Annotated in this window: 16 protein-coding genes and 1 tRNA gene; 11 read left to right on the top strand and 6 right to left on the bottom strand. The window is 65.1% G+C overall.

What is annotated here, in order from left to right; translation table 11 throughout:
- Positions 1-123: 123 nt before the first annotated feature.
- The 3 genes from ACNSN4_RS15310 to larC all read left to right on the top strand — a co-directional run bounded on the left by ACNSN4_RS15310 (position 124) and on the right by larC (position 2,384).
- Positions 124-309: a hypothetical protein gene (locus tag ACNSN4_RS15310; protein ID WP_418286707.1), complete on the top strand. Its 186-nt coding sequence runs from the start codon at positions 124-126 to the stop codon at positions 307-309.
- 5 nt (positions 310-314) lie between these two features.
- Complete coding sequence (locus ACNSN4_RS15305; protein WP_418286706.1) at positions 315-884, top strand: DedA family protein; 570 nt, start codon at positions 315-317, stop codon at positions 882-884.
- Positions 885-950: 66 nt separating this feature from the next.
- Entirely contained in the window at positions 951-2,384 is a 1,434-nt protein-coding gene (larC, locus tag ACNSN4_RS15300; RefSeq protein WP_418286705.1) for a nickel pincer cofactor biosynthesis protein LarC, read from the top strand.
- Between the two features lie 17 nt (positions 2,385-2,401).
- On the opposite strand, the gene ACNSN4_RS15295 is transcribed toward larC, so the two are convergent.
- Positions 2,402-2,725, bottom strand: coding sequence for a hypothetical protein (locus ACNSN4_RS15295; RefSeq protein WP_418286704.1), 324 nt, complete (start codon positions 2,723-2,725; stop codon positions 2,402-2,404).
- A 595-nt stretch (positions 2,726-3,320) separates the two neighbouring features.
- Here ACNSN4_RS15295 and aspS point away from each other — a divergent pair.
- From aspS to ACNSN4_RS15280, 3 genes are all read left to right on the top strand, one after another.
- Positions 3,321-4,625 carry an aspartate--tRNA(Asn) ligase gene (aspS, locus tag ACNSN4_RS15290; protein ID WP_418286838.1) on the top strand — a complete coding sequence of 435 codons (1,305 nt, stop codon included), beginning with the start codon at positions 3,321-3,323 and terminating at the stop codon, positions 4,623-4,625.
- 313 nt (positions 4,626-4,938) lie between these two features.
- A complete protein-coding gene (locus tag ACNSN4_RS15285; RefSeq protein ID WP_418286703.1) occupies positions 4,939-5,241 on the top strand; it encodes a hypothetical protein in 303 nt (100 codons plus the stop codon).
- 1 nt (position 5,242) lies between these two features.
- Complete coding sequence (locus ACNSN4_RS15280) at positions 5,243-6,091, top strand: DUF4382 domain-containing protein (RefSeq protein WP_418286702.1); 849 nt, start codon at positions 5,243-5,245, stop codon at positions 6,089-6,091.
- Between the two features lie 318 nt (positions 6,092-6,409).
- Here the strand turns inward: ACNSN4_RS15280 and ACNSN4_RS15275 are convergent, their stop codons facing one another.
- The 3 genes from ACNSN4_RS15275 to ACNSN4_RS15265 form a co-directional block, all read right to left on the bottom strand.
- Positions 6,410-7,093: a TVP38/TMEM64 family protein gene (locus ACNSN4_RS15275; protein WP_418286701.1), complete on the bottom strand. Its 684-nt coding sequence runs from the start codon at positions 7,091-7,093 to the stop codon at positions 6,410-6,412.
- A 78-nt stretch (positions 7,094-7,171) separates the two neighbouring features.
- The gene (locus ACNSN4_RS15270; RefSeq protein ID WP_418286700.1) at positions 7,172-7,699 is read right to left on the bottom strand and encodes a hypothetical protein; all 528 of its coding nucleotides are present in this window, start codon (positions 7,697-7,699) and stop codon (positions 7,172-7,174) included.
- An 89-nt stretch (positions 7,700-7,788) separates the two neighbouring features.
- A complete protein-coding gene (locus ACNSN4_RS15265) occupies positions 7,789-8,616 on the bottom strand; it encodes an NAD(+)/NADH kinase (protein WP_418286699.1) in 828 nt (275 codons plus the stop codon).
- Positions 8,617-8,788: 172 nt separating this feature from the next.
- On the opposite strand from ACNSN4_RS15265, the gene ACNSN4_RS15260 reads away from it, so the two are divergent.
- The 3 genes from ACNSN4_RS15260 (at position 8,789) to ACNSN4_RS15250 (ending at position 11,228) form a co-directional block, all read left to right on the top strand.
- Positions 8,789-10,030: a KaiC domain-containing protein gene (locus ACNSN4_RS15260; RefSeq protein ID WP_418286698.1), complete on the top strand. Its 1,242-nt coding sequence runs from the start codon at positions 8,789-8,791 to the stop codon at positions 10,028-10,030.
- 155 nt (positions 10,031-10,185) lie between these two features.
- A complete protein-coding gene (locus tag ACNSN4_RS15255; RefSeq protein WP_418286697.1) occupies positions 10,186-10,395 on the top strand; it encodes a dodecin family protein in 210 nt (69 codons plus the stop codon).
- Positions 10,396-10,799: 404 nt separating this feature from the next.
- A complete protein-coding gene (locus ACNSN4_RS15250; protein ID WP_418286696.1) occupies positions 10,800-11,228 on the top strand; it encodes a hypothetical protein in 429 nt (142 codons plus the stop codon).
- 689 nt (positions 11,229-11,917) lie between these two features.
- On the opposite strand, the gene ACNSN4_RS15245 is transcribed toward ACNSN4_RS15250, so the two are convergent.
- Positions 11,918-11,988, bottom strand: a tRNA-Gly gene (locus ACNSN4_RS15245).
- 91 nt (positions 11,989-12,079) lie between these two features.
- On the opposite strand from ACNSN4_RS15245, the gene ACNSN4_RS15240 reads away from it, so the two are divergent.
- Positions 12,080-13,513: a M28 family peptidase gene (locus tag ACNSN4_RS15240; protein ID WP_418286695.1), complete on the top strand. Its 1,434-nt coding sequence runs from the start codon at positions 12,080-12,082 to the stop codon at positions 13,511-13,513.
- An 11-nt stretch (positions 13,514-13,524) separates the two neighbouring features.
- On the opposite strand, the gene nadE is transcribed toward ACNSN4_RS15240, so the two are convergent.
- On the bottom strand, positions 13,525-14,475 hold the full coding sequence (gene nadE, locus ACNSN4_RS15235; RefSeq protein WP_418286694.1) for an NAD(+) synthase: 951 nt from the start codon (positions 14,473-14,475) through the stop codon (positions 13,525-13,527).
- Between the two features lie 427 nt (positions 14,476-14,902).
- Between nadE and ACNSN4_RS15230 the strand changes: the two genes are divergently transcribed.
- On the top strand, positions 14,903-15,436 hold the full coding sequence (locus ACNSN4_RS15230; protein WP_418286693.1) for an Rrf2 family transcriptional regulator: 534 nt from the start codon (positions 14,903-14,905) through the stop codon (positions 15,434-15,436).
- Positions 15,437-15,573: the final 137 nt, after the last annotated feature.

Genomic DNA, 15,573 nt, shown 5'->3' with positions numbered 1-15,573 from the left:
TCATCATATGACACGATATGGCGCACTGCGTTAAAACCCCGTCGTAAGCGTGCGTTTTCGCCGTCGTTCCGATCGCGCCGTCATCGTCCACAGTTTATACGTTATGCGCGCGAACGAGACGCCATGCTCGGCTCGCTTTCGGCTCCGATGCGGTCGCTCCTCGCTCGGCTCGCCTTTCTCGTCGCGAGCGCGCTCCTCGGACTCGAATTGTACGCCCTCGACATCGCGGGGCTCGTCGCAGTCCCCTCCGCGGTGATCGCACTACTCGTTATCGGCGAACTGTACCTGTTCGTCGCTGGCGACGACTGACACGAATGGCACTCGATACGACGCTCGGAACGCTGCTTCTCGCCGTGGGCCCGTCCCTTTTGATCGTCGCGTACTTCTTCGAGGGGCTGTTGGTGGGGAAGCTGCTCCATCCGTCGATTTTGTTCATCTTGTACGTCTTCGTCTGGGAGCCGACGCTATCGATCACCGCCCTCGTCGCTGCCTGTTGTCTCGCCTCGGCGACGGCCGGTCAGCTCCTCTTATATCAGGGGTTCGACGAGGACCGCGAGCACGGCCGGATCTACCGATCGATTCCGTATCTCGACCGGCTCCCGGCAGCGGTGGAGGGGCGGATCGGGGAACGGCGAATGGGCGTCATCAACCGGCAGTTCGATCGGTTCGGCGGCCACGCGATCTGGATGAGCAACGCGACGCCCGGGTTCCGAGGGTTGATGACGATCGTCGCCGGGCTGAACGGGTACCCTCGATCGCGGTTCGTCGCCCTCTCCGCGGTCGGCAACGCGATTTACATGTGCCTCCTCGTCGCCGTCGCCAGTGGCGCGCTGGAGGCGGTCCGCTTCCTGCCGTGGGACCTGAGCCCGGATTCGTTCCTGTGAATCGCCGCCGTCCTCCGGACCCGTTCGATCCGGGAGTATTTGTTCGGCAGTCGCCTCGGGTAACCCATGCGAACGCTCGTTTTCGACGGTCGGACCGGCGCCGCCGGCGACATGATCTGCGCCGCGCTGATCGCCGCCGGCGCCGATCCCGCCGTGCTCGCGCCGGTGGAAGCGCATCTACCGGTTCGGTATGAGGTCGGCGAGACGACGAAGAACGGAATCCGCGCGACCACGGTCGACGTCCTCCTCGACGACGAAGCGGCTTCGGAGTCGTTCGAGCACGACCGCGGCCATTCCCACGACCACGGTCACGGCCACGGCGGGGGCCACGACCATGGCCACGAGGACGACCACAGCCACGACCATAGCCACGACCACGGCCACGGCCACAACGACGAACACGCGGACGACGACGACGAACACGCGGACGACGACCACGACCACGCCGAGGGTGCAGGCGTCCACCGCAGCTACCTCGAAGTGGTCGCGCTCGTCGAATCGATGGGACTCCCGTCGTCCGTCGAATCCGTCGCGCTCGACGCGTTCGAGCGGTTGGGCCGGGCCGAGGCGTCGGTCCACGGCACCGACCTCGACGCGACCCACTTTCACGAGGTCGGCGCTGACGACGCCATCGCGGACGTGGTCGGCGCGGCGCTGCTCCTCGACGATCTGAGCCCTGAGCGGGTGGTGACCACTCCCGTCGCCAGCGGCGGCGGCGAGGTCGAGATGAGCCACGGTGTCTACCCCGTTCCAGCGCCCGCGACGACGGAGATCGCGACCGAAGCGGGGTTCGCGCTCACGGGCGGGCCGATGAATCGCGAACTGCTGACGCCGACCGGCGCGGCGATCCTCGCCGCGGTCGCGGAGGGCGTCGACGCAATCCCGCAGATCGACGTCGAGGCGTCCGGCTACGGCGCCGGCGACGCGACCTTCGAGAGCCACCCCAACGTGCTCCGAGTACTCGTGGGAGACGGGGGTACGGCGGCCGCTGACGCCCGGCGAAGCGATGTACACGGCCATAGCCACGGACTCGTTCACGACGACGTCGCGGTCCTCGAAACGAACCTCGACGACGCGGCGCCAGAGGTGCTCGGGGGACTCCAAGAAACGCTCAAGCGCGCCGGCGCGCGCGACGTGACCGTCGTCCCAACCACGATGAAGAAGTCGCGTCCCGGCCACCTCGTGACGGTGATCTGCAAGCCAGCGGACGCCGAGGCGGTCGCCGAGCGACTCGCTCGCGAGACGGGGACCCTCGGGGTGCGACAGTCGGGCGCGACCCATCGCTGGATCGCCGAGCGCGACTTCGAAACGGCGACGCTCACCGTCGACGGCGACGCGTACGAGGTGTCGGTGAAGGTCGCGTCCACCGCCGACGGGGAGGTGTACGACGTGAGCGCCGAGTACGACGACGCGGCCGCCGTCGCGGAAGCGACGGGTGTCCCGCTCCGAGATGTCCTTCGTCGAGCGGAAACACGAGTTCACGACGGGCTCGACGGATAGATCGGTCGCGAGCGCGGTCAGCCGGAGTCGAGTCGCTCCACGTGCTCGGGCTCGACGCCGAATCCGTCGGCGAGTCGCTCCGCGACGCGAACGGCGACGGTCTCGCGGTCGGCAGCAGCCGCGTCTTGGCTGCCCCAGTCGACCGACAGCGTCGCGATCGCGTCCACGGTCGTGTCGTTGAGCCCCGGCTGGATCCCGGCGATGGACAGGTCGTCGACGCTGACGCCGTCGACGCGTTCGATCTGGGCGCGAGCCCCGGCCGCGAGGTCACCCCCGGCCGCCTGCGAGACGCGGACCGACAGCTGCGCTTCGACCGTCCGCGAGTGGATGGCTGCTGCCATGAAGCCCTCGCCGCGAGTCGAACGCGGCGCGCGTGACGACGATAGCGGTGACGGTGTCGTCGTCTGGCACGCGACCTCGAACGCGGCCTGGAGCCCGTGGGGCTCGATACCAACGCTCGCGAGGGGAACGCGGTCCAGTGGCGGATCACCTGACCCGATAGCGGATCACCTGACCCGATCGCTCAGCGACAGCGACGGCTGGAGAAGGTGGGGTGCGGTCCGGTCCGCGGGGGAACTTCCCAGCCGACGCGCGTTACGCGGTCGGGCGGACGGACCGTGTCTCCGGAGTCCCGTACCCGTTCCACCCGACGAGCACGCCGCTACCGAGCGCGGCAAACGCCGACTTGATGGAACGGGGGCAGGTCATCTGTCTACTCCGGCGGCGCGAGAACGCCGTTGCTGCCAGAATACGTCGTACGGATAGTAAAACTTCGGGATCCATGTTTCGTGTTACCAACCAACACAATATTCCGCTAGGTTCCGCGTGAACCGACCGCGGCCGGGGCCAGACGGCGAGTGAGGCTGGTTTCGTTGACGCCGAGACGACAGGCCTATCATGACCGCCCGACCACGTGAACGTAACCCGAACTCCGTCATGATCGAGCGAATCCACACGTCGGACGTCGAACCGGACGCGGACGAGGTCGCCATCGCCGGCCACGTCCACGAAATCCGCGATCTGGGGGGCCTCGTCTTCCTCATCGTGCGCGACCGCGAGGGGCTCATTCAGATCGTCTTCAAGGAGGAGCGCGAGCCCGACCTGTTCGAGGCCGTGCAGGACGTCGGCGCGGAGGACGTCGTCCGCGTCGTCGGCAAGCCGCTAGAGAGCGATCAGGCGCCCGGCGGCGTCGAGATCGCGCCGACCGAGTACGAGGTCATCGACGAGGCGAACTCCCCGCTCCCGCTCGAGATCTCGAAGGACATCGAGGTCGACCTCTCGACGCGCCTCGACAACCGCGCGCTCGACCTCCGGAAGCCGGAGACGCTCGCGGTCTTCTCCCTGCGCTCGAAGCTGATGACGGCGATGGAAGAGTGGTTCGACGACGAGGGATTCGTCGACATCAAGACCCCGCTCATCTCGAAGGGCGGCGCCGAGGGCGGCGCGGAGCTCTTCCCGATCCTCTACTACAACAAAGACGCGTTCCTCTCGCAGAGCCCGCAGCTGTACAAGCAGATACTGATGGCGTCGGGCTACGAGGCGGTCTACGAGACGGGTACCGCGTTCCGCGCGGAGGACTTCGCGACCTCCCGACACGTCTCCGAGATCTCGATGTTCGACGTGGAGCTCGCGTACATCGACGACCACGACGACGTGATGGACGTTCAAGAAGAGTCGCTGCGCTACGCGCTCCGTGCGGCCGCCGAGAACGCCGAGCGCGAGCTCGGTCTGCTCGACGTCGACTTGACGGTCCCCGAGGAAGACTTCCCGCGGGTCACCTTCGAGGAGGCGCTCGACATCTTAGAGACCGAGTACGGGCACTTCCCCGAGGACCCGACCGACCTCGACACGAAGGGCGAGAAGCTGCTCGGCGAGCACTTCGAGGAGCAGGGCCACCCCGCGTTCTTCGTCGTCGGCTACCCCGACGAGAAGTTCTACTACATGCAGGACGTCGAGGGCGACGACATCGCCTCCCGCAAGTTCGATCTGATTTATAAAGGACAGGAGCTTTCGTCGGGCGGACAGCGCGAGCACGACGTCGACCGCATGGTCGAGGTCATGGAGGAGGAGGGCGTCGAGACGGCGAACTTCGAGTTCTACATCGAGGCGCTGAGCTACGGCACGCCGCCCCACGGCGGCTACGGCCTCGGGATCGACCGTCTCGTCCAGAAGGTGGCCGATCTGGACAACATCAAGGAAGCGATCATGTTCCCGCGCGACCCGAACCGCCTCGAACCTTAGGTCGAACTCTCGGCCGGACCCTCTGTCGAACTCTCGGCCGGACCGCCGATTGCGGAGTCGATCCGCACGTCCCGACTCGCCTGCGGTGTGGTTCTCCGTCCGCTCGTCTACCCCCTGCTCGAATCGATCTGCGCGAGACCTGTCGACGCCGTCGCATTCTCGTTTTCATTTATAAGCTTCACCGGATATCGACGAAACAGACAAAATAGACGAAACGGGGCGGATACGCGGGTTTCAACCGGTTTAAACCGGGCCAAAGTCGGCTGAACGGTTTGTGGTATTAAAGGGGATAGCGCTCCGAGGACCAGTCGTCATGAACGCGATCCGAACGACGCTGACTGTGGCGCTCGCCGCGGTGGTACTGATCGGGCTCGGCGCGGCTGCCGGGCCCGTCGCCGCTACGCCGGGCGCGGACGGAGCAAATGATACCGACGCCGGACCGCCGAGCGACCTTCCCGGGCCGGTCCCCGACTTCGTCGGAGACATCCTCGACACGATCGGTGACTTCCTCTCGGGCGGGGTCGATGACCTCGGTGAGAACGTGAGCGACACTGCCGCTAACGGCACCGATGGCACCGACAGCACCGGCGACGCAGGCGGTGAGGACGGTGAGTGACGTGTCTGATGAGTTCGATTCTTTCGATGAGATCAACCGCCGAAGCTACCTACAGGCGACCGGCGCCGCCGCCCTCGGTACGGTCGGACTCGCGGGCTGCGTGGGACGGGCTTCAGGCACCCTCGCCACGAGCGTCACCGATCAACCGGCCGACATCGGCGACTTCGAGTCCCTCGTGGTCACGATCGAAGGGATCTGGCTCGGTCCACAGGGCGCGAACAGCGGCGCCGACGACGAGCAGACAACAGATGACGAGCAGACAGCGGACGATGAGCAAACCGACGACGGTGGTGACGCCGACGGTGACGGTGCCGGTGGAAATGACGACGCCGACGGGGACGACGGAGACGGCGGGGGAAGCGAGGATGGTGGAGGCGAAGCCGACGAAGATGACGACCCCGACGACGCCGACGACGCCGACGACGCCGACGAACCCGACGAAGACGACGAAGACGACGAGGACGGTCCTTCCGGCCGCGAGTACTACGAGTTCGACGAGCCGCAGGAGGCCGACCTCGTCCAGCTTCAAGGCGAGGAGACGCAGCTGATCGACGAACGCGAGCTGTCGGTCGCGACGTATCAGTTCCTCCAGCTCGACGTCTCCGACGTCGAGGGGGTTCTCGACGACGGGAGCGAGGCGACTGTCGACCGCCCAGGCAACGCGCCGATCACGTTCAACCAGGAGTTCGAGATCCGCGAGAACACGCGAACGAGCTTCACGGCGGACTTCGCGCCAGTCCGTCGCGGCACCGGCTCGTATCTGCTTCGGCCGGTCCCGCGCGGTATCGAGGTCGTCTACGAGGACAGTAGCGGGGACGACGGGAACGAATCCGCAGACGGCGACAACTGAGGTCGACATCTACCACGTCCCTCGGTCCTCCGTTGAAGCCGCGATCAACCGACCGAGCGTTGAGGCCGGTCTGTCGGCAGCGGCTTCGGGGTTAGGGCTGGGAGCGGTCCCGGGAGTTGGGGACCGGGGGAATGCACGTCGAGTGTCGGTCCTCAGTCAGAGGCACGCGACCCGTTTCGACCGTCCCGCTGCGGCATCCGCACACGGGGCGGTCGGTTTGCGTCGCACGGTAGAACGGAGCGTACTGGTCCTCCTTGACATCCTCCTCGCCCTGAAGGGCGGGGCTTTCTCCGTGATCATCCGTGACACATCACCGGTTCAGGCCGGAGGCGCACTATTTCCATCGACTAGCGCGCGGTACGCGGGCCCCGCGAGTAACAGCACACCGGCCCCGGCCATCGCGATGACCGCCCCCGGTTCGATGCCGGAGAGGCTACCGGTGGGCGTCGCGAGCCGTTCGACTGACACTCCGACGGCGACACCGACGATGGCCCACGGAAGCTCTCCGAGGGCCGTCCCGAGTAGAAACGGTCGCGTCCGGATCCCCGAGGCGCCGGCGCCGATCGAGACCGCGTCTGACGGGATCGGAAACAGCCGCGTCGCCGCGACGGAGCGGACTCCGCCCGCGGTCGTCGCCAGCCGTTCCCCGGCGCCACAGAGCCGGTCCACGACCTGAAGTTCGGCCCTCGCGCGCACGCGACCGGAACGAGCGAGCCAATACGTCGGCAGCGCCGTCAGTGTGAGTAGCGCGACCGCAAACGGCACGCCTCCCCAGCCGTACCCGTAGCCGACGGCGACGGCGAGCAGGGTGTTCGGCCACGCGAGGAAGGGACGGACAGCGGCCAGCGCGAGTAGCGCGACGCCGAAGCCGAGGGGATACGCGACGAGCCGATTCACGGGGCGGACGACCGCGTCGGGCGAGGCGGCAAGCGCAATCGCCGCTACTGCTGCGATCGCCGCGCCAGCGACGACGTACCCGCCAACAGCGGACCGACGGTTCACGATACGGAATCCGATCTCAATTTATAAACGCTTTGTGGGAGTCGGCACGTGGTTCGCGTCGGTGGGGCAGAACTCTGCTCATTCGTCGACGAACGCGCGTCGAAACTCCCGGGAGAGGTGTTCACGCTGCCACTTCTCTACCGCCTCTTCACCGAGGAGACTCGCCCAGAGCGTGAGCAGTCCGGCGGAGAACACGAGCCCGGGGAGGACGAGCGCCGCGGCGTCGACGAACACCGATGGCCTGAAGTACAGCAGGCTGACCCGATCGCGGATCGCGTCCCACGCGGGGCCGAAGACAATCCACCGGTACGCGAAGGGAAGTACCGTTACCGTCACGAGAGGAGAGACGACGACGTTCGTCACCGGACCACCTTTGCCGCGCACGAACGCGGCACTGTAGAAGCCCCAACAGGCGAGCGACGCGAACGCGGCGGCGACGCGACGCGATCCGGCCGGTGCGTCGTGAGCGAGCGCGGTCGGCTCGAAGAGGACGGCGGCGGCGCCCACGTAGCCGAGCAGGCACGCGAGCGCGCCCCCGACGAGCACGGCGGCGTGCGCCGCCCGCGACTGCCCGGCGAACGGCTCGAATCCGAGCGGGAGGTCCATCGGCTCCCCATCCGAACGGGAGGGGGTTCAACCTTGCCTCTGCGCCGCGGCCGAGCCGTGGTTCCGTCCCGATATTCGTGGATGCCGTCCTACGAGAGCTTTTCCAGCGCCTCGAAGAAGTCGGACGGCGGCCCGGCGATCCGCATCGGGGGCGTCGTCCGTTCGATCGTCACGCTGATCGGTCCGTCGAGCGTCGTCGCGTTTCGACCGTCGCTGACGACGATCGCGCCGGACGGATCTTCGACCACGACGGTCACCGTCGCGTCGAGATCGACCACGAGCGGCGGCATGCCGTCTCTCGCGGCCATCTCGTTGACGATCAGTCCGCTCACCTCCGGGTGCACCAGCGGGCCACGCTCGGAGAGGTTGTACGCGGTCGACCCGGTCGGCGTCGCCACGAGAACGCCGTCGGCGTGGCTCTCGGAGTACGGGACGCCGTCCACCCGGACCTCGTAGTCGATCCCGGACCCGGGTCCGCGCCTGTCGCCCTGGACCACGACCTCGTTGGCCGCCGGGACGGATTCCCAGTCGCCGGCGCGGGCCGCGAGCCGCGGTACTTCGCGGACGCGCACCTCGCCGTCGTCGAACGCTTGGACCTCCGCGAGGATCGCGTCTTCGGCGTCCTCGGGCGAGAGGGCGTTGAGAAACCCAACCTCACCGAGGTTGACGCCCACGATCGGGGTGTCGTCGGCGTTGCGCGCGACGAAGAGGAAGGTGCCGTCACCGCCGACCGCGACCGCGAGGTCGCTGTCGGCGAGCGCGTCGACGGACCGTCCCGGGTCGGGGCCGTCCAGCGCGCTCGCGGTCTCGGCGTCGAGCCAGACGGATGCGCCGGCGGCAGCGACCGCGTCGCGGAGGTCCGCGGCGACGACAGCCGCCCGATCGCTTCCCTTCCGCGCCACGATCCCCACTTCCATGAGACATCCATTCCCGCCCCCGAACAAAAGGCTGCGGACATCGCCGTCGGCGTCGACGTCACCGGCTATTCCGCTTCCGCGCCCGCTTACCGATCCCCGTTGGTCCGGAAAGCTTCAAGCCGCCCGCCCGCGTTGCTCGGGATATGTCGACCCCCCACGGCCGACTGAAACGATGAGCGAGGAGGACGACTGGTTCGAACGAGCGATCCGTGACCTCGAAGCCGACGCCGAGAGCGACGGGGCCAATCTCGCCGCGGTCGACGGCGAGGACTCTGAGAGTGACGCGGTCGACGGCGGGGACTCGGATGCGACCGAAACTCCGGAAGACGACCCGAGTGGGGGGCGGGGAACTCCGGACGACCAGCGAGGTGATACCGCAGATACGGCCGACGACGACGCGGTTGAAGAGCACGCGATCGACGAGAGCGCGGCCGGTGTCGATGTCGAGAGCGGGAGTTTCGGCGAATCAGATCCGTTCGGCGGCGCAGCCGACGATTCACCCCCGGTCGCCGACTCGGATCACGACTCTTTCGACGGCGGCTCGGCCGAGCCGTTCGGGAGCGATTCGGCCGATCCCTTCGGCGGCTATCGGGGAGCCGCTCAGTCCTCCGACGACGACTTCGGGTTCGGCGATTTCGGATCCGGCGCGGAAGACGAGGTCGGGCAGGACGGCGACTCCGGGGGGTTCGACGTCGATCCCGACGAGTTCGAGTCGTCGATCGAGCGCACCGATATCGGAATCAAGGGGCTCGACGAGATGATCCTCGGCGGCGTCCCGCGTCGATCGCTTCTGTCCGTGATCGGCGGCGCCGGGACCGGGAAGACGACCTTCGCCCTCCAGTTCCTCAACGAGGCGCTCGAATCCGATCGGAACGGCGTGTACATCACCCTCGAACAGACCCGGGAGTCCATCCTCTCGACGGCGGAGGAAAAGGGCTGGTCGTTCCGCGAGCACGCGGACGCGGACCGGCTCGCGGTCGTCGCCATCGATCCCATCGAGATGGCGAACTCGCTCGCGTCGATCCGCAACGACCTCACCCGGCTCATCGCGGAGTTCGACGCGGACCGGTTGGTGCTCGACTCCGTTTCGCTGTTGGAGATGATGTACGATCACCCGTCGAAGCGACGCTCCGAAGTATTCGGATTCACCCGATCGCTGAAGGAAGCGGGCGTGACGACGCTTCTGACCTCCGAAGCAAGCGAGACGAACCCGTACGCCTCCCGTCACGGGATCGTCGAATACCTCACCGATGCCGTGTTCGTGCTTCAGTATATTCGAGGGTCCGACTTCCGCGAGACGCGGCTCGCCGTCGAGATCCAGAAGATCCGCGACGCGAACCACTCCCGCGAGACGAAACCGTACGAGATCACTGATACGGGGATCTCCGTGTACGGCCAAGCGAACATCTTCTAACGGAGCTGAACGGGGCGAGCGCTCCGTTCGGGACGCACTGCGCATGTCTTGTAGCGCCAGTTTTAAAAGAAAACTGACCAGTCAGTATCCGAGATGATATGTCGCCATCGTTACCCAAATTCTATATCGGAAGGCGTTGTATGTACTGATCGATCATGGGGAATACTGTCAAAACGATCGAGCTGATTGGTAACTCAACGGAGTCGTGGGAAGACGCGGCTCAAAACGCACTTGACGAAGCAAGCAAGACGATCGAGGAGATCAAAGGCGTCGAGATTACATCGCAAACCGCGAACGTAGAGGACGGACAGATCGATCGGTACAAAACGACACTTCACGTAGCGTTCGAGCTACAGGACCGTTGACACTGGCGACAGCCAGTGAAACTGGCTTTTATCGAGGTGGTCAATCAGTGTGTTTCAACGGGACCGATCAACCCGTCGACGGTGTTTCGAACACAGTGAAAATTCACCGTCCGGGACTCCCGCGAGCTTGCGAGCGGGGGTACGGACGGTGCACGACCGGCGGGAGTTTGCTGAGCGAAGCGAAGCAAACGCTGACTGACGGAGTCACCCCCACGTGGCGACTCGACACCCTCTCCCCCGAATCCGACGAATAGCCTCCCTTCAGCGAACGGCCGTTTCCGTTGTTCGGATCCATATCCTAAGACGGGTTCCAATTCGTTAACTTCTAACCTTCTAACACCGGTTAAACATGAATACCTATAATATAACTAAATATATATCATGTTTAATTTTGGCTTGAACCCATGCCCGAAAGAGAAAGACAAGACGATTCCGAAGTGGAGTTTGAGGACGATTCCGGACTGGAGTTTGAGGACGATTCCGGACTGGAGTTTGAGTCAGTACCGGCACGGTCGGACGTGCGACTATCAAAGAAATTCAAAACCCCCGATGGCGACCAGATCAGAATGGTCGAAACGGTCGGGGGCAACGCGATACTCATGGGAATCGGTGAAGAGACGGGCCCCTTGGATTCAGTAGTCGTGACAGGAAATTCGGAAGCGATCTCCCAAGCGAAAAAGGGATTCTGGGGAAAGATTTGGGGAAAAATTAAGTCATTCGTGGGGAGTATATTTGACACGACTGACAGGAAGGAGTGCACGACCACAACCACGATAGAGATAGACGGTGAGGGGAAAGTCACGAAAATAACGACGACGACCAACTGCAGTTAAGCCTACTTTTGCTCAAGCATAAGAATTGAGAACAGAATCTGCGTGTGTTTTCATACCCGACGACGGGGAGTTCCGGTGTTTCCCGGTATTCGATGATCGTTCGCGACTTCAGAACGAGGTTCGAGGTCACATCGATCAGACTCCGGCGGAATATATCGGATCAGAGGATTATTTATCCGAGATCATACGTCGTCGAGCGACCGGTCAACCGTCGTCGTCTCGGCATCCCGATCTCAAAGGAGCAGACTGCTGCGCCGCGTGGCTAGAGTCGGAAGACTCGTTCTGCTGAACGCGTCTCTGTATCTTGCACGCCGTTCCTCTCAGTTTCTGCGTATTCCAACAGAGCGAAGATTATGAGTGTGAGCGGATAGCTTAAACGGCCTTTCTGTCCGCTGCAAAAGTCTGGGAGACAGGAAAACGACCGTGTTAGCGGCTGAATGTGCGATCGAAGGGAGTTTGCCGCGTGAAGCGAGGCGAACGTCAATTGACGGAGTCAGTCGGAAGTGTACCGTCCGGGAGTCACGCGAGTGGAGCGAGCGTGACAACGGACGTGCACGAACGCAGTGAGTGCACCGTCCGGGAATTGAACTAGAATCAGACGTGCTCGCTCACTGCGTTCGCTGTGCGCGACTGATAGGGTTCCATTCCCTTGGCATACCTGTGGCTCGCGATATTGCTCGCCGCAGGTATGCACCGTCCGGGAATTGAACCCGGGCTATTAGCTTGGGAAGCTAATGTCCTACCACTGGACCAACGGTGCTCGGGGAAAAGTACCTGACCGTGCCACTTGAACGTAGCGTTTCGAATGCCGGGAGCCACATCCTTAACCCGTTCCCGGCGGAGTCTGTGACATGCACTCACAGCCGAGCGGTGAGGCCATCGCTCCCGACTCGGAAGCCATCGACCGAGTCCGCGATCGACGCGCCGAACTCGCGCCCGCATTGGGGCGAACCTGGACCGACGACGAACCGTGGACGTTCATCACCGACCTCACCGCGATCGGGAGCCGCATGGCGGGAAGCGCGGGGGAACGACGGGCGGCCGAGATCGTCGCCGACGCGTTCGACGGAGCGGGGCTCTCGGACGTCGGTGTCGAGCCGTTCGCGATCGACGTCTGGGAGCGCGGCAGCGCCGACCTCCGGGTGACGGTCTCCGACGGCGACAGTGGGTCATCGTCCCGCGCGTTCGAGTCGATCGCACTCCCGTACTCGCCGGGCGGCACGGCGACCGGCGAACTAGTCGACGTCGGCTACGGGACGCCGGCCGAGATCGACGAACGCGACGTCGAGGGACGGATCGCGGTCGCCTCGACGACGACTCCGCCGGGCGGACGGTTCGTCCACCGCATGGAGAAGTTCGGGTACGCGATCGACGCCGGCGCGGTCGGCTTCGTCTTCGTCAACCACCTCGACGGGCAGCTCCCGCCCACGGGCTCGCTGACGTTCGGCGGCGAGGCCGACGCGGTCGCGGTCGGCGTCTCGAAGGAGACCGGCGCGTGGCTCCGCGAGTACGCGGTCGGCGGGACCGGAACCGCTGGCCCCGCGGCCGGGGCCGAAGCGCAACTCACCGTCGAAGCGTCGACGACGCCCGGAGAGAGCCGAAACGTGATCGGGCGCGTCGGCCCGGACACGGACGAGCGGCTGCTGTTGGTCGCGCACTTCGACGCCCACGACATCGCGGAGGGGGCGCTCGACAACGGCTGCGGGATCGCGACCGTCGTCACCGCGGCGGGGATCCTCGCCGAGGCCGACCTCCCGATCGGCGTCGACGTCGTCGGAGTCGGTTCGGAGGAAGTCGGCCTCCTCGGTGCGGAACACCTCGCGGCGACCGTCGATCTCGACCGGATTCGAGGCGTGATCAACGTCGACGGCGCGGGACGGTTTCGCGATCTGGTCGCGCTGGCGCACGCCTCGGACGCGGCGGCGTCGGTCGCGGACGCGGTGTCGACCGCGACCCGTCAGCCGATCGCGGTTGAGACGGAGCCGCACCCGTTCTCGGACCAGTGGCCCTTCGTCCGACAGGGGGTGCCCGCGCTCCAACTGCACAGCGATTCCGGCGACCGCGGTCGCGGCTGGGGCCACACCCACGCCGACACTCGGGACAAAGTCGACGATCGGAACATCCGCGAGCACGCGATGCTGATCGCGCTGCTCGTCACCGAGTTCGCCGCGCCGGACCGCGAGATGCCGCGACTCGACCACGAGGACCTCATCGAGGCGTTCAAGGCGGCCGACTTCGAGACGGGAATGCGCGCGGCGGACCTGTGGCCGGACGACTGGGACTGATCTTCGGTTCGCTACCGGCCGAGGTTCCCCGGTATCGGTGCCGGTACGCGCTTGTGCTCTGTCTCGCGATGTCTGGCGAGGAGATCCGCGATCGTCTCCGTATCGACCTCGCCGTCGCGGACCTCGTCGAAACCCTCGCGGGCGTCATCGAACCGCTCGCGGATCGTATCGGGGTCCAGACCCCTGTCGACCCCGAGCTGAAGGACCGAGTCGATCACCTCGTACGAGGCACCGAGGTCGTCGACGTCGCGCTGTCCGGGGAGGAATCCCGCGGTCGGCGGCTTCTCGACGACGAACTCGGGGACGTCGAGCGCCTCGGCGAGCGCTCGGACGTCCGTTTTATACAGATGCCCGAGCGGGAGCAGGTCCGCGGCGCCGTCTCCGTGTTTCGTGACGTAGCCGAGCAGCAGCTCGCTTCGGTTGGTCGTCCCGCAGACGAGCCGGTTCGTCGCGTTGGCGGCGAGGTACGCCGTGGCCATCCGGAGGCGCGCGACCGCGTTACCGGACCGGACCGGCTCGTCGTGGAGGTCGAATCGGTCCGGAGCCGTGGCGCCGAACTGCGCGAACAGCGGTTGCAGGTGAACCGTATCGTGTTCGATGCCGAGCGCGTCCGCGAGCGCCTCCGCGTCTCGCGCGTGGGGCGCTCCGATCTTGTTACACGGGAGAACGAGGCCGTACACCCGATCGGTGCCGAGCGCTTCGACCGCGAGCGCGGCCGTGACCGTCGAGTCGAGCCCGCCGCTCATGTTCACGACGACGCCTTCCGCGCCGGCGTCCGTCACGTGACGCTGGACGAACTCGCCGATTCGATCGCGCTCCGCGCCGACCTCTCGAGGGACGAACAGCGAGCTGTCGCCGTCGACGGACGGGTCGTCGCGCGTGTTCGAGTCGCCGTCGGGGTCGCGCTCCGTCCCTACGGTCGTGGACCGCTCGTCGAACGCCGACGTACCCGTCTCATCCATCGGGGATCACTCGCGCAACCGGGGCGTGCGTACTGTTCGCTGGCGGTATACTCCCCGTAACTCGGACGCCGTCCGCGACCGAGTCGAGGGACGGACGCGGCCTGTCGCTGGGTCGGAGGTGCATGCTCGCTCGTCGCTTCCGTGTGACTCCATAAATACCTGCGGTGGAAGATATTTAAGGAATTACGCTTCTTATGATGTACTCGAATGAAAAATCGATACAGCGTGTTATAAACGTGCAATATCGATCTGAGAACTGGCGTGTTTTGATAGTATCACCGGCCGTCTGATAGCAATGTGGGTTCTATTGCGCTTTACGCCCTATAATGTGTGGATCTCTCAGATATCTCGGCATATATTATGCGACACAAGTGTATAAGGCGCATAGAAACAAACGTTTTTACAACACGGCCTGCTGGCTCTTGATATGTCTGCCATCGAGCTCACGTCGAGTCAAAAACGCGTACTCACGTCGCTGGTGAACCTCGCGGAGAACGCGGATCGGCCGGTAAGCGGGCGCGAAATAGCAGAGACCATCGACCGCAACGCGGGGACCGTTCGCAACCGGATGCAGAGTCTTCGCGACCTCCAACTCGTCGAAGGCGTTCCCGGTCCGAAGGGCGGCTACGTGCCGACCGATGGCGCGTACGAGACCCTCGGGATCGAGCGGTTAGCTGACGCCGCGCGGACGCCCGTCGAGTGCGAAGGGGCCCTCGTAGAGGAAGTGAACGTCGAGGAAATCGACCTCTCCAGCGTCGCCAACCCGGAACTATGCCGAGCCGAACTCGTGATACGTGGACCGGTCGGAACGTTCGACACTGGCGACCGGGTCACGGTCGGACCGACCCCCGCTTCCGGCTTACGGCTGTCCGGGACGGTCGACGCGACCTACGTCGACGGCAATCGGCTTCTGCTCCGCGTCGACGGTATGGAGACCCCTTCCGGAAATCGAGCGACGTAGTCGGCCGCCTCCGAGATCGAGACGCCGATCGGCGTGTTCAGACAATTCGGCGATCAGCACATATTCCCTGCCTCGGGCGGACGTTTCATCGCATACAAATGGTAGTAGCGCGTATTACTTACGATGCGATTTACAGC

This window comes from Halorubrum marinum (genome assembly GCF_048381195.1).
Taxonomy (GTDB): domain Archaea; phylum Halobacteriota; class Halobacteria; order Halobacteriales; family Haloferacaceae; genus Halorubrum.
The sequence above is the reverse complement of the archived record's forward strand: the minus strand, read 5'-3'. Positions and strand labels throughout refer to the sequence as shown.

What these genes read in the sequence shown, in the direction of transcription:
- ACNSN4_RS15310 (WP_418286707.1), top strand. Translation starts at nt 124, where the DNA reads ATGCTCGGCTCGCTTTCGGCTCCGATGCGGTCGCTCCTCGCTCGGCTC.
- ACNSN4_RS15305 (WP_418286706.1), top strand. Translation starts at nt 315, where the DNA reads ATGGCACTCGATACGACGCTCGGAACGCTGCTTCTCGCCGTGGGCCCG.
- larC (WP_418286705.1), top strand. Translation starts at nt 951, where the DNA reads ATGCGAACGCTCGTTTTCGACGGTCGGACCGGCGCCGCCGGCGACATG.
- ACNSN4_RS15295 (WP_418286704.1), bottom strand. Translation starts at nt 2,725, where the DNA reads ATGGCAGCAGCCATCCACTCGCGGACGGTCGAAGCGCAGCTGTCGGTC.
- aspS (WP_418286838.1), top strand. Translation starts at nt 3,321, where the DNA reads ATGATCGAGCGAATCCACACGTCGGACGTCGAACCGGACGCGGACGAG.
- ACNSN4_RS15285 (WP_418286703.1), top strand. Translation starts at nt 4,939, where the DNA reads ATGAACGCGATCCGAACGACGCTGACTGTGGCGCTCGCCGCGGTGGTA.
- ACNSN4_RS15270 (WP_418286700.1), bottom strand. Translation starts at nt 7,699, where the DNA reads ATGGACCTCCCGCTCGGATTCGAGCCGTTCGCCGGGCAGTCGCGGGCG.
- ACNSN4_RS15265 (WP_418286699.1), bottom strand. Translation starts at nt 8,616, where the DNA reads ATGGAAGTGGGGATCGTGGCGCGGAAGGGAAGCGATCGGGCGGCTGTC.
- ACNSN4_RS15260 (WP_418286698.1), top strand. Translation starts at nt 8,789, where the DNA reads ATGAGCGAGGAGGACGACTGGTTCGAACGAGCGATCCGTGACCTCGAA.
- ACNSN4_RS15255 (WP_418286697.1), top strand. Translation starts at nt 10,186, where the DNA reads ATGGGGAATACTGTCAAAACGATCGAGCTGATTGGTAACTCAACGGAG.
- ACNSN4_RS15250 (WP_418286696.1), top strand. Translation starts at nt 10,800, where the DNA reads ATGCCCGAAAGAGAAAGACAAGACGATTCCGAAGTGGAGTTTGAGGAC.
- ACNSN4_RS15240 (WP_418286695.1), top strand. Translation starts at nt 12,080, where the DNA reads ATGCACTCACAGCCGAGCGGTGAGGCCATCGCTCCCGACTCGGAAGCC.
- nadE (WP_418286694.1), bottom strand. Translation starts at nt 14,475, where the DNA reads ATGGATGAGACGGGTACGTCGGCGTTCGACGAGCGGTCCACGACCGTA.
- ACNSN4_RS15230 (WP_418286693.1), top strand. Translation starts at nt 14,903, where the DNA reads ATGTCTGCCATCGAGCTCACGTCGAGTCAAAAACGCGTACTCACGTCG.